The organism is Brevundimonas lenta, from assembly GCF_014196335.1.
Classification (GTDB): domain Bacteria; phylum Pseudomonadota; class Alphaproteobacteria; order Caulobacterales; family Caulobacteraceae; genus Brevundimonas; species Brevundimonas lenta.
Window position 1 is genome coordinate 37,793 of record NZ_JACIDM010000003.1, and the last position, 12,991, is coordinate 50,783.

11 protein-coding genes are annotated in these 12,991 nt (G+C 69.9%); 3 read left to right on the top strand and 8 right to left on the bottom strand.

The features are described from left to right. Position 1 precedes the first annotated feature (1 nt). Together GGR12_RS13385 and GGR12_RS13390 are read right to left on the bottom strand one after the other, a co-directional pair. Positions 2-481, bottom strand: coding sequence for an endonuclease domain-containing protein (locus GGR12_RS13385; protein WP_183204960.1), 480 nt, complete (start codon positions 479-481; stop codon positions 2-4). Between the two features lie 209 nt (positions 482-690). Further along, positions 691-1,578 carry a glycine--tRNA ligase subunit alpha gene (locus GGR12_RS13390; RefSeq protein ID WP_183204961.1) on the bottom strand — a complete coding sequence of 296 codons (888 nt, stop codon included), beginning with the start codon at positions 1,576-1,578 and terminating at the stop codon, positions 691-693. 298 nt (positions 1,579-1,876) lie between these two features. On the opposite strand from GGR12_RS13390, the gene GGR12_RS13395 reads away from it, so the two are divergent. Further along, entirely contained in the window at positions 1,877-2,617 is a 741-nt protein-coding gene (locus GGR12_RS13395) for a polysaccharide deacetylase family protein (RefSeq protein WP_183204962.1), read from the top strand. Here the strand turns inward: GGR12_RS13395 and GGR12_RS13400 are convergent. The 5 genes from GGR12_RS13400 to GGR12_RS13420 all read right to left on the bottom strand — a co-directional run bounded on the left by GGR12_RS13400 (position 2,605) and on the right by GGR12_RS13420 (position 9,398). Next, positions 2,605-3,525 carry a hypothetical protein gene (locus tag GGR12_RS13400; RefSeq protein ID WP_183204963.1) on the bottom strand — a complete coding sequence of 307 codons (921 nt, stop codon included), beginning with the start codon at positions 3,523-3,525 and terminating at the stop codon, positions 2,605-2,607. The two genes, GGR12_RS13395 and GGR12_RS13400, sit on opposite strands and share 13 nt — an antisense overlap. Before the next feature lie 97 nt (positions 3,526-3,622). Further along, positions 3,623-4,663, bottom strand: a complete 1,041-nt coding sequence (locus tag GGR12_RS13405) for a fasciclin domain-containing protein (RefSeq protein ID WP_183204964.1) — start codon at positions 4,661-4,663, stop codon at positions 3,623-3,625. Positions 4,664-4,875: 212 nt separating this feature from the next. Beyond that, on the bottom strand, positions 4,876-5,742 hold the full coding sequence (locus tag GGR12_RS13410; RefSeq protein WP_183204965.1) for a 4-(cytidine 5'-diphospho)-2-C-methyl-D-erythritol kinase: 867 nt from the start codon (positions 5,740-5,742) through the stop codon (positions 4,876-4,878). Positions 5,743-5,745: 3 nt separating this feature from the next. Further along, on the bottom strand, positions 5,746-7,587 hold the full coding sequence (locus GGR12_RS13415) for a tetratricopeptide repeat protein (RefSeq protein WP_183204966.1): 1,842 nt from the start codon (positions 7,585-7,587) through the stop codon (positions 5,746-5,748). Between the two features lie 56 nt (positions 7,588-7,643). Further along, positions 7,644-9,398, bottom strand: a complete 1,755-nt coding sequence (locus tag GGR12_RS13420) for an electron transfer flavoprotein-ubiquinone oxidoreductase (protein ID WP_183204967.1) — start codon at positions 9,396-9,398, stop codon at positions 7,644-7,646. Positions 9,399-9,492: 94 nt separating this feature from the next. Here GGR12_RS13420 and GGR12_RS13425 point away from each other — a divergent pair, with 94 nt between their 5' ends. Further along, positions 9,493-10,284 (top strand): uracil-DNA glycosylase, encoded by a 792-nt coding sequence (locus GGR12_RS13425; protein ID WP_183204968.1) that lies wholly within the window; start codon positions 9,493-9,495, stop codon positions 10,282-10,284. 154 nt (positions 10,285-10,438) lie between these two features. Then, positions 10,439-12,115 (top strand): transglycosylase SLT domain-containing protein, encoded by a 1,677-nt coding sequence (locus GGR12_RS13430; RefSeq protein WP_183204969.1) that lies wholly within the window; start codon positions 10,439-10,441, stop codon positions 12,113-12,115. Between the two features lie 186 nt (positions 12,116-12,301). Here GGR12_RS13430 and GGR12_RS13435 read toward each other — a convergent pair whose 3' ends face one another. Beyond that, positions 12,302-12,946 carry a glutathione S-transferase gene (locus GGR12_RS13435; RefSeq protein ID WP_183204970.1) on the bottom strand — a complete coding sequence of 215 codons (645 nt, stop codon included), beginning with the start codon at positions 12,944-12,946 and terminating at the stop codon, positions 12,302-12,304. Positions 12,947-12,991 lie beyond the last annotated feature (45 nt).

Sequence of the window (12,991 nt, forward strand, 5' to 3'; positions counted from 1 at the left end):
GTCAGGCGTCACTTGAGCCCTTCCCCTCGAGGGGGAAGGGTTGGGATGGGGTGGTGGCAGGGTGTTCGATCAAAGGGCTGGAAGACGCCGGAGTCTCCGGAGACATCTCCGGAAGCAGCGTGCCTCCACCCCATCCCCCGCCCCCTTCCCCCTCGAGGGGAAGGGGTGAGGCTTTGCGGATCGCGTCGAGAACCGTGTCGATCTCATACTCGACCTGCCTGGTCGTGAAGCGGAGCACGCGATAGCCCTGCCCGGCGAACCATTCGTCACGAGCCAGGTCGCGAACAGCAACCTCAGGCAGGTTGTGGACGCCGCCATCGACCTCGATCACGAGACGAGCGCGGTGGCAGGCGAAGTCGACGACGTACGGGCCAATCGGCGCCTGGCGACGGAAGCGGACGTCGAACTGGCGGAGGCGGGCCCAGAGCTTCGCCTCTGTGTGCGTCGGGTCGGCACGCAGTCTTCGAGCGCGGCCGATCATGCGGGCGTCGGCGCGCGTGTTGCCGTCGAAGCGATCAAAGCCCTCCCCTCCATGGGGAGGGTTGGGTGGGCTGGTGGCAGGCTGGTGGTTGACGAGACTGGAAGACGCCGGCGTCTCCGGAGCCAGCTCCGGACGCAGTGTGCCTCCACCCCAACCCCCGGCCCCTTCCCCGTCGAGGGGAAGGGGAGCTGTGGGCCGCTCGCCCTGCATCACGCCCGCGCCCGCTCCTGCTCGACCCATTCGGTCGCGCAGGCTTTGCAGAGGTCCCGGATGCGCCCGATGTAGCTCTGGCGTTCGGCGACGGCGATGGCGCCGCGGGCGTCCATCAGGTTGAACAGGTGCGAGGCCTTGAGGACCTGGTCGTAGGCGGGCAGCACCAGCGCCTGACCTTGCGGGCCCTTCATCGCCAGCAGACGCGAGACCTCGGCGACCATGTCCTCGAAGCGGCGCTTGAGGCCGTCGACGTCATAGCCGTGGAAGTTCGCTTCCGACTGCTGACGCTCGTTCTCGAGGAAGACCTCGCCGTAGGTCAGGCCTTCCCTGGTGAATTTCAGATCGTAGACGTTGTCGACGCCCTGGACGTACATGGCCAGGCGCTCCAGACCGTAGGTCAGCTCGCCCGAGACGACGTCGACCTCGATGCCGCCGACGCCCTGGAAGTAGGTGAACTGCGTCACCTCCATGCCGTCGCACCAGACCTCCCAGCCGAGCCCCCAGGCGCCCACCGTCGGGTTTTCCCAGTCGTCCTCGACGAAGCGGATGTCGTGCAGTTTCGGATCGATGCCGATGGCCTTCAGCGAGCCGAGATACAGCTCCTGCAGGTTGTCGGGGTTCGGCTTCAGGATCACCTGGTACTGGTAATAGTGCTGGAGCCGGTTGGGGTTCTCGCCATAGCGGCCGTCGCCCGGGCGGCGGCTGGGCTGGACATAGGCGGCCTTCCACGGACGGGGGCCGAGCGCGCGCAGCACGGTGGCCGGGTGCAGGGTGCCGGCGCCGACCTCGATGTCATAGGGCTGGAGGATCGCGCAGCCCTGATCGCCCCAGTATTTGTGGAGCGTCAGGATCAGGTCCTGGAAGGCGAGCGGTTCGGTGGTCACGGCGGCTTTTTCGTCCGGGGGAGAAGGCCGCGGACCCTAGACGGGCGGCCCATTGGCGGCAAGACAAGGTCGGTTCAGGCCAATCGCCGCCGACCGCGAAGCGGTCCGTCATCGCTGGTTCTTCACAACGGTCACAACGGATCCACAACGGGCACGACGTGGCCAACGTCAGGCGCGGAGCCGTCGTGTTCGTTGTGACCACGTCGCGCCCGTCGTGAAGAACCGGGGCAGCCAGAAATGAATGCCGGCTTCGCCGGAAAGGACGGAATCTTAAGCGTCCCCGGAATAGCTTTCCCCCATGAAGCAGATCGACCAGATGCGCCGGCGGGCCGCGCGCTATCTCGATGTGGCGGCGGTGGAGATCGCCCCGGCCAAGGGCGTGTTCTCGCTCAGCTTCGACGACTTTCCCGCCAGCGCCTGGACCGAGGCGGGGCCGATCCTGGCCGAGCACGGGGTGAAGGCGACCTACTATGTCTGCGGCGGGCTGGCCGGCGGGCGGAACATGGATCGCGACCAGTTCCGGGTGGAGCATCTGCAGGCGCTGCACGCGGCCGGGCATGAGGTCGGCTGCCATACGTACGGTCACACCAGCGTGCTGCGCATGGATGCGGAGGCGCTGCGGCTGAGCCTGGACGCCAATGCGGCGTGGGTGGGCGAGCGGCTGGACGGGTACCGGATGACGACCTTCGCCTATCCGTTCGGGGACGCGACGCTTGAGGCCAAACGCTATGTGCGCGGGCGGTTCGCGCTGGGGCGCGGGGTGCGCGACGGGGTCAACGCCGGGCGCGAGGACCGGGGGCTGGTGAAGTCGATCGGCCTGGAGAGCCGGCGGTTGCCCGGTTACGACCTGGAGGGGCTGATGGCCGAAGCCGCGGCGTCGAAGGGCTGGCTGACGGCCTATGGACACGACGTGTCGGACCGGCCGACGGACTACGGCTGCACGCCGGACGATCTGGACCGGGTGCTGCGGCTGGCGAAGACCGCCGGGCTGGAGGTGCTGCCGGTGGGCGCGGCCTGGGGCGTGGTTCAGGCGGCCTGAGCCAGCGCCGTCTTGCGGGCGTCGGCCCAGCGGATGAGGGCGGCGCGGGGCCAGGCGACGATCCACGAACGGGCGGTGTATTCACCCTTCTCGATCATGGCGGCGCGGGTCGGCGAGCTGGCGCCCGCGCGCTGGGTGTGGATGTCGCCGGGACCCTGATGGATCAGGAAGGCGCCGTTTTTCAGCGGGTTGAGCCGCAGATAGGCGAGGCGCGGGCTGATCTGCTCCAGCGGCGGATCGTAGAACCAGGACGAGCCGAGCATGCCGGCCATGTCGGGGCGGCGCTTCAGGATTTCGGCGGCCGTGGCCCAGGCGCGGTCCCAGCCGGCCTCGTTGAAGTCGGACAGTTCGCGGCTTTCGGTGTGGACCTCCAGCCAGGGCTTCCAGGCCTGGGCGGCGGCGTAGGCCGGGATCACCGACCAGCCCCTGCCCTCGCGGGCGTGGCGCAGGATCTGGCCCGGCCCCATGGGCGAGGACAGGTCGATCATCTGGGTGCGGGCGCCGGGGACGCTGAGGACCAAGGCGATGCGCACGTCCTTGGCCCAGAAGTCGCGGTCGTAGGGGTTGGCGCCCTCGGTCAGGAAGGCGGCGAGGCGGCCGATCCATTCGGGATAGAGCTCCAGCACCGCCTGCGGCAGGTCGGCGGCGGGCACGCGGGCGGGCATTTCCAGCGCCCACAGGGCGACCAGGGCGCGGCGGTGGTCGTCGGTCAGGGCGGGGCCGAAGACGGCCTGCAGGGCCTCTTCCGCGCGATGCCCGGGCTGGTCGAAGTCCCAGTGCGGGGCCGAGGCGGCGGCGGCGTCGGCGGCGGCGGCCTTGAGCGCGTGGAGGCGGGCGCGGTCCGCCGATGGGACCCGGTTCAGAACGGCCTCGAACGCGGCGATGTGGGCGGGCGTGAGCGTTTCCATGCCCTGAACCTACACAGCGGCGGTTTGCCGACGGTTAAGCGCGAAAAAGGCGGCGGACCGGGGCCCGCCGCCTTCGTCAGTCAGACAAGCGCCCGGATCAGTTGGGCGGAGTCGGAGCCGGGTTGGCCGGATCCTCGGCCTCGTCGACGTCGCCGTCGGTGGGGTTATGCACCGGCGGGGCCTGGATGGTGGTGGTCGTGGCCGCAGGCTGGCCGGTTGGGGCGATCTCACCGGTGGCCGGACGCGTCGTGGCGGTCACGCCCGCGGCGGCCGCGGCTGCGCCGGCGACGCCGGGATCCGTCGGCAGGGTCGGGACCGACGGCATGGACGGCATGGACGGCATGCTCGTCCCCGGCATGGACGGGACCGAAGGCGCGGACGGAAGGCTGGGCGTCGTCGGCAGGGCCGGAACCGAGGGCGTCCCCGGCAGGGCCGGCGAGGTGATCGGCGCGGTCACGGCCTCGGTCGCCTCATCGACGGCATCGGTCGTTTCGTCCACCGTGCCTTCGACCGCTTCGGTCGCGGCCGCGGCCGGGGTCGCCGGCGCAGCGGCTTCCTCGTCGCCGACGGCGGCCATCGACTGGGCGGGGTTCAGAACCTTGTCGATGGCGAAGACGGCGCCGTTGGAGGCGTCCAGATCAGCCTGGGTGACCGTCGCGGCGTCGACCTTGATGGCCTCGCCGGTGCCGTCGAGCAGGACCTGGGTGCGGGCGGCCGTCTCGACGCCGCCGCGGGCGCCCTGGATCTGGCCGGCCGAAACGTCGGCGACGATGACGTGATAGAGCAGCAGGCTGCGCAGCTCCTGCGCATTGGCCGGATCCATCAGGCGGGTGCGGTCGGCCTCAGGCAGGGCGGCGAAGGCCGCATCGGTGGGCGCGAAGATCGACACCGCCGGGCGGGTGCGCAGGGTCTCGGTCAGCTGGGCCTGATCAAGGGCGGCCAGCAGGGTGGTGAAATTGCCCTGGGCCTGCAGCACGTCGATGACCGTGTCGGCGGTCGCCGGAGTGGCGGCCTGGACGGCCGCGGATGGCGCCTCGCTTGGCGTCGGCGTGGTCGTCGGGGGCGTCTGGGCGAAGGCGGAAGCGCCGGCCGCGAGTGCGGTCGCCGCGACCGCGGTGAGCAGTCGAATGCGAAGCATGACAATATCCCTTTATTCTGTTCGCTCGGCCGCAAGGGGAGGAAGCGCGCAGCCGAAAACAACGGAAACCTGGCGGTTCAAGAGCGCAACAGGCGATCAGGTTCCGAACTTAAGGGTTATTGTGAACGTCTTTATGCGCGGAAAACGTTGCTGTACCGCTTGGGGACAGCGCTGAATTCTACGTCAGAAGAGGCGGCAGAAAGCTTGTCCGTTCAGGACAAGGTCGCGCTCTCGACCCACCACAGTTCATGCGTCCGGCGCATGCGGTCGCGGGCGGCGTCGGCGGCCTGGCGGGTGTCGAACAGGCCGAACACGGTGGCGCCGGAGCCGGACATGCGGGCCACGCGGCAGCCCGGCAACGCCTCGACCGCCTTGAGGGCGCGGCCGATCTCGGGCTCGATGGCGATGGCGGCCGGTTCGAGGTCGTTGCGATGGTCGGCGAGCCAGCCGATCAGGGATTTCGCGCTCCAGTCCGTCGGCGGCGAAGGAATGTCGGCGTTGCGGGCGTCTCCACTGTCGTAGCCCCGGTAGACCGCGCCGGTGGGGCACGGGAGATCCGGATTGACCAGCACGGCCGCGAGCGGCGCCAGGCGCGGCTCGAACGTCAGGTGATGGCCGAAGCCGGTCGCCCAGGCGGCGCGGTTGTGCAGGCACATGGGGCCGTCGGCGCCGACCTTTTCCGCCACCTTCGCCAGCGCGTGGTCGTCCAGCGGCAGTTCGAGGAGGTCGCGAGCCAGTTTGAGCGCCGCACCGGCGTCCGCGGTGCCGCCGCCGAGCCCGGCGGCTATCGGCAGCTGTTTGTGCAACGTGACCGCCACCTTGGGCTCGCCGATGCCCGCGGCCTCGCCCAGCGCACGCAACGCACGGAGCACAAGATTGTCCGGCTCGCGGGCCAGGGCGCCGCGGTAGGAGCCGGTGACCGTCATTGACAGCTTGTCGGACGGCTCGACGGTCACCCGGTCGCCGATATCGGCGAAGGCCACGAGGCTGGCCAGGGGATGGAAGCCGCTACGGTCCAGCGGGCCCACGTGAAGGAAGAGATTGACCTTGGCGGGCGCGAGGCAGGAGAGCGCGGCCATGGCTCAGGGCCGTGCGCCGGCCACCAGGGTCTGGGCGGGCAGACCAGTAGCCAGTTTCTGCTCGACCTCGGCGCGGCGCTCCGCGTCAGGTTCGAGCGTGAGGACCCGATTCCACTGCCATTCGGCCTCGCGACGGCGGCCGACCTGCCAGTAGGCGTCGCCCAGGTGGTCGACGATCTCGGCGTTGCCGGGCTCCTTGGCGACGGCGCCCTCGAGGGTCTCGACAGCAGTCTCGTACTGGCCCTGGCGATACTGGGCCCAGCCCAGCGAGTCCTGGATGTTGCCGTTCTCGGGATCGGCGGCGTGGGCGCGGGCGATCATTTCCGCCCCCTGGTCCACCCTGCGGCCGCTGTCGACCCAGAGGTAGCCGAGGTGGTTGAGCATGACCGGATCGTTCGGCTCGGACTGCAGCGCGGCCCAGAGCTCGTGTTCGGCTTCATCGAGACGTCCCAGGCGCTCCAGCGCCGCGCCGCGCAGGAAGCGGAACTGCGGCGCCTGGTTGGAGACGTTCACATCCGGACGGTCGAGGACCGCGAGCGCCTCGTCGAAGCGCTCAAGCTCAACCAGCTGGGCGGCCAGCTGGAAGACGATCATCAACTGGCCGGGCGCGACCGAATTGGCCTGTTCCAGATGCTGCAGGGCCTCGGCCCCGCGATCATCGCGCTGGAGGCTGAGAGCCAGATTGTACTGGGCGCCGGCGTAGACGATGGGGTTCGCCTGGCTGACGCGCGCCAAAGCCTCGCGGGCGAGCACTTCCTGTTCGGCCGCGGCGAGGCTGTGGCCCAGGCGCAGGATGATCTCGTCCGACGGATTCAGGCTTTCCGCCAGGCGCAGGCAGATGGCGGCGTATTCGAAGAACTCGGCCCCCGTCATTTGCAGCGAGGCGAACTGGAGGACGTCGGCGGCGGTCTGCTGGATCGTCGGAATGGGGGGCGGCGACGCGCGACGGTCGATGCGCTGCAGACCGGCGGCGGCGGCGGGATCCGGCGCGGCCCCGGTGAGCACGGCCTGATAGACGGTGCGGGCTTCGTCGCGGCGACCGCGACGTTCGAGGAACTCGCCCAGATCGACGCTGAACAGTTCGGCTCCGGCCGGCTGGGCGACGAGGATGCGATATTCGGCCTCGGCCTCGTCGTAACGACGGCGCGTTTCGAGCGCGCGGGCGCGCTGGAGGCGGAGGATCAGACCGTTCGGATCGGCGGGCGCCAGTTCGACCGGCTTGAGCGCGGCGTCCCAGTTGCCGGCGGCCGCCTCGGCGGTCGGAACCAGATATTTGGCGACGATCCCGAATGGCGTCGCATAGGGCTGCCCCTGGGTCTTCAGGAGACCGACGCTGGTGCGGCCATCGCCCCGTTCAAGCGCCTGGACGACCTGGACCAGACGTCCGGCCTCGGCCAGTTGCGGCGTGTCCTCGACCAGCGGGGCCACGCGGGCGACGGCGTCGAGATCGCCCGAGAACAGGCCTGCGCGGAAGGTCTCATCGGCCAGCGATGGCTGTTCGGGCGTCAGGGTCTGGCTGCTCGACAGCAGCTCGGCGGCGGCGGTGCGGTCGCCGCGGATGTTGGCGACCCGGGCCGAGAGATAGAGGCCGTAGGAGGACTGGCCGAACTCGTCCGTCGGAACCGGCGCCCAGATCGCCGGGATAGGCGGCGCCGGCGGCGCGACGGGCGCCTCAGGCGGGGCCGCAGGGGTCGCTCCGACGGCCTCGGGCGCAGCGCCGTCGGCCGGCGCCGCCGCAGGGGCGTTCATCGGCGGATCGACGACGATGGGCGCATCCTGCGCAGCCGCAGGAGAAGCCAGCGCCAGCAAGGCGCAACCGGTCAGTAGAAGCGAAGAAAGGCGCATGGCGCGAACCCTTCCCACATTATGCGGCGACGACAAGGCCCATCGCCGCCCGAGCGTCACATATTCGGATAGTTGGGACCGCCGCCGCCTTCAGGCGTGGTCCAGACGATGTTCTGCGACGGATCCTTGATGTCGCAGGTTTTGCAGTGGACGCAGTTCTGGGCGTTGATCTGGAAGCGCGGATTGGCTCCCTGCTCATCATACAGCACTTCGTAGACGCCTGCCGGGCAGTAGAGTCGCGCGGGCTCCCCGAACTCGGGCAGGTTAACGCGGATCGGCACCGTCGGGTCCAGCAGCTTCAGATGCGCCGGCTGGTCCTCGGCGTGGTTGGTGTTGGAGATGAAGACCGAGGACAGCTTGTCGAACGACAGCTTCCCGTCCGGCTTCGGATAGGTGATCGGCTTGTGCTTCGAGGCCTTTTCGGTCGAGCCGGCGTCGGTCCCGTGGTGCTTGAGCGTGCCGAGCAGGGAGAAGCCGCCGAAGAGGGTCTGGAACCACATGTCGAAGACGCCGACGGCCCCGCCGAGGGTGGTGCCCAGGCGCGAGAGCAGCGGCTTGGCGTTCCGCACGCGCTTGAGGTCCTGGTAAACCCAGCTGCCTTCATAGGCGGCCTGGTACTCGACCAGCTCGTCACCCGAACGGCCGGCGATGACGGCGTCATAGGCGGCATCGGCGGCCAGCATGCCGGTCTTCATGGCGTTGTGGCTGCCCTTGATCCGCGGGACGTTCACGAAGCCGGCCGAGCAGCCGATCAGGGCGCCGCCCGGGAAGGCCAGCTTCGGCACCGACTGGAAGCCGCCCTCGGTGATAGCGCGGGCGCCGTAGGAGACGCGGGTGCCGCCCTCCAGATGCTCGCTGATCGAGGGGTGGTGCTTGAAGCGCTGGAACTCGTCGAACGGAGACAGGAACGGGTTCTTGTAGTTCAGGTGCACGACGTAGCCGATCGACACGTAGCGATCGCCGAAGTGGTACATGAAGCTGCCGCCGCCGGTGAACTCGTCCAGCGGCCAGCCGGTGGTGTGCTGGACCAGACCGGGCTGGTGCTTGTCCGCCGGGACCTGCCACAGCTCCTTGATGCCGATGCCGAATTTCTGGGGCTGGGCGCCGTCGCAAAGGTTGTGGCGGGCCATGATGGTCTTGGCCAGGGAGCCGCGGACGCCTTCGGCGATGAAGACGTATTTGCCGTGCAGCTCGATGCCGGGCTGGAAGTCGCCGGTCGGCTTGCCCTCGCGGTCGATGCCGAAGACGCCGGCGACGACGCCCTTCACCCGCCCCGACGGTTCGTCCCAGACGACATGGCTGGCGGCCATACCGGGATAGACCTCGACGCCCATCGCCTCGGCCTGCTCGCCCAGCCAGCGCGCCAGATTGCCCAGCGAGCCGATGTAGCAGCCCTCGTTGTGCATCAGCGGCGGAAGCAGCGGCATGGGCAGGGGAACCTGCCCCATCGGCCCGAGAATCAGGAACCGGTCCTTGGTGACCGGGGTCTCAAGCGGCGCGCCGCGTTCCTTCCAGTCGGGGAACAGCTCGTTCAGGGCCTTGGGGTCCATGACCGCGCCCGAGAGGATATGGCCGCCGATCTCGGCCGACTTCTCCAGCACGGCGACGGAGATCTCCTTGCCGTCCTTTTCCGCGCGCTGCTTCAGGCGGATGGCGGCGGACAGGCCGGCGGGGCCGCCGCCGACGATGACGACGTCATATTCCATCACCTCGCGCTCGACGCCCGCCAGGGCCTCGGCGGGGGGCAGCTTGTCGATCACAGCTTCCTGCCAGGCGTTGGCGGCGCCGCCCTCGATCGCTTGCTCGGCCATAGCGTGATGTCCTCGTCGTCCGTGTGGTCTTGAATCCCGCTTATCGGAAGGTGACGCGGCGGCGGTCAAGGACTATCCCTGTGCCGAAGCGCCTATGACCATGCAGCCCCTCGACACCGCAGCCGCCGAAAGCCTGCTCGCCTTCTGGAGCGATGCGGGGGTCGACGCCTGTTTCGGCGACGCGCCGGTGGACCGGACGCACGTCGCGCCGCCGCCCGCGGTGAAGGCCGTGGCGAAGGCGACGGCGTCGGTGGTGGCCTCTCCGGATGTGGCGGACGCGGCCTCCGACGCCCGCCGGCTGGCGGCCGGGGCCGAGACGCTGGAAGCGCTGGGTCAGGCGGTCGCGCAGTTCGAAGGCTGTCCCCTGACAGGGATGGGCGCGCGCCAGGCGGTGTTCGGACGGGGCAATCCGCAAGGGGCCGTGCTGGTCATCGGCGAGGCGCCGGGCGCGGAAGAAGACGAGCGCGGCGAGCCGTTCGTGGGCCAGGCCGGACTTATGCTGGACCGGATGCTGAAGGAGGCCGGGCTGGAGGGCCAGGCGTACCTGACCAACACGGTGTTCTGGCGCCCGCCGGGCAACCGGCCGCCGACGGCAGCGGAACAGGCGTCCTGCGCGCCGTTCCTGGAGCGGGCCCTCGCCCTGATGAAGCCGAAGGCGGTGCTGCTGCTGGGCGGGGCGGCGGCGAAGGCTGTGCTGGGGACCGACGAGAGCATCATGCGGCTGCGCGGCCACTGGAAGGAATGGCGGCCGGCAGAGGGCGGCGGTGTGACGGCGCCGGCGCTGCCGAGCTTCCATCCGGCCTTCCTGCTGCGCACGCCGATGGCCAAAAAGGCCGCGTGGGCGGACATGCTGGCGCTGGCGACACGCCTCGGGGCAGACGGCTGATCCGTTAACCTGATCGACTCAAAAGCGCCCCAAAAGCCGCTGAAACTTGACATCCGCACGGGCCGAGTCGTTTTTTCCGGCCTGACGACCGAACGAACAGCGAGCGCCGGACCGGGTGGGTTTGGTTCCGCGCCGCTCTAAGGGGGGCCGCCTCGTGCCTGTTGCTTTCCGCCGCGCGATCCTCGCGCCGACGCTGGCTTTGGCTCTCGCTGCATTCGCGGGCGTGAGCCATGCCGACGAACGCCGTGCGCCCTCGGCCCTGAGCGCGGCGGACCGTCTGAGCTACACCACCGCCTTCGATGCGCTGCGCCGCGGCGATCTGGACGCCGCGCGCGAGTCCGCCCGCCAGGCGCAGGACCGCGTGCTGCTGGGCCAGGTCGAGTTCGAGCGCCTGTTCCACCCTGACCACTCCGCGACGTACGAAGAGCTGGCGGCGTGGCTGGAGGAGTATTCCGACCTGCCCTGCGCCCCGCGCGCCTACAATCTGGCCCTGCGCCGGCGTCCGGACGGCGCGCCGGAGCCGAAGCGGCCGGCGGGCGTCGGGGAGCGGACGTGGAACAGCGTCGTGGCGGCGGGCGGCGGCTCGGCCGAGGACGATCCGATGAAGGCGGCCCGGGTCGCCCTCAACAACGACAACCTGACGGGCGCCGTGACGCTCGGCGAGCAGATCGGCGACTGGTGGACGGTCGGGCTGGCGCAATACCGGCTGGGCGAGTTCGCCAGGGCCACGACGGCGTTCGAGCGCGTGCTGGACGACCCGACCGAGAGCGGCTGGGTCCGCGCCGGAGCCGCCTTCTGGGCCGCCCGTTCGGCCGGACGTTCCAGCCAGCAGGACCGCGTGCAGCCGCTGCTGCGTCGCTCGGCGACATGGCCGGCGACCTTCTACGGCCAGATCGCCATGCGCCAGCTGGGCATGGAGCCGACGATCGAGAACCTGGGGCCGCAGCCGTACGGGGCCACGCTGCAGCAAGCCTCCTACACGCCGGACGAGCCGGTCGGCGTGGACGCGTCGGAGCTGGACGATTTCGTTCGCACGGACCCCCGGGCCCGACGGACGGTGGCCTACTATGAGATCGGCCGCCGCGACGACGCGCGCGAGGAGCTGCGGACCGGGATGCGCTCGGCGCTGACCGATCGCGCCCGCCGCATGTGGGCGGCGCTGGGACGGGCGCTGGGGCCGCGGGTGACGGGTTCGGACGGCGACGCGCGCCGCATCGACGCCGTGCGCTATCCGCAGCCGATCATCGAGCCGGAGGGCGGCTTCACCATCGAACGCTCGCTGGTCTATGCGATCGCCCGCAAGGAAACCGACTTCAACCCGCGCGCGCGCTCCTCGGTGGGCGCCTACGGCCTGATGCAGGTGATGCCGACGACGGCGGCCGAGCTGTCGGGCGATCGCGGCTTCGTCACGGAGCCGGAGCGACTGTTCGAGCCGAACCTGAACGCGCGGCTGGGCCAGGCCTATGTGAACCGGGTGCTGGCCATGCCGGCGATCAACGGCGACCTGCTGCGGGCGGCCTCGTCCTACAATGCGGGGCCGGGGCCGATGGTGGCGGCGGTGCGCAAGCTGGGGCCGGACGCCGACCCGCTGCTGCTGATCGAGACGATCGACGTGCCGCAGGCGCGGGAATACGTGGAGAAGGTGGTCGCGGCCTACTGGATCTACCAGCGCATGAACGGACGGCCGCTGAATACGCTGGACGCGGTGGCGTCGGGCGCGACCCTGGTGCCGATCAGTCTGGACTATGTGCCCCCGCCCCCGGCTCCGCCCGTCACCGAGCAGCCGGCGCAGACGGTGGAAGTGGCGCTGGTTCCCGCGACCGGCGGCTAGAGGCCGGCCAGCAGCAACGCCGGCATGCAGCAGGCGACGACAATCAGCAGCCCGTAGACCAGCAGGCTGGGGCGTCGCGCTTCAGGCTGTTGAGCAGGCATCGACATGGCTGACTCCCGAACGCGGGTGCGTTCCTGAAGCTCCACGGATACCGATGTTGTCTTAAGGCCGGGTTGGGGTGTGCGGTTAACGTAATGCTTCCGCCGACCACTCGAGGAAGTCGGGCTGGGCCAGCAGGGCGTCGCGGTAGGCGGCGGCCGTTCCGTCGTCGCCATAGGCCGCCAGATCGACCTGATAGTGCAGGAAACGCGCGGCGACAGGCGTGAAGAAGGCGTCCGGCACCGACCACTCGCCGAACAGGTAGGGGCCGTCCGCGCCGAAGCGGGTGCGCATGTCGGTCCACAGCGAGACGATGCGGCGAATGTCGCGCTCGACGGCCGGAACGGTCGGCGTCGGCGAGCGGTCGGGGCCGACCATGGAGTGGTTGCGGTCCATGGTGCAGTGGGTGCGCAGACCGGTGAAGCCGCCGTGCATCTCGCAGGCGGCGGAGCGGGCCAGCCAGCGGGCGTGGGGATCGGCGGGCCAGAGGCGGACGTGCGGGAAATTCTCGGCGCACCAGACCGATATGGCCATGGAATCCCAGACGGTTTCGCCGTCGACGTTGAGCAGGGGCACGAGGCGCGAGGGCGAGATCCGCTCGAGCTCGGCCTGGCCTTCGGGGCTGTAGATGTCGATTTCGCGGACGGTGAAGTCGGCCCCGCATCGCTTGAGCACCAGCCAGGGGCGCAGCGACCAGGTCGAGTACAGACGGGGCCCGATGATCAGTTCCATGGCGACGATTCCCTGCTGAAAGCGTGGCCGTCTCGTGCGCCCGCG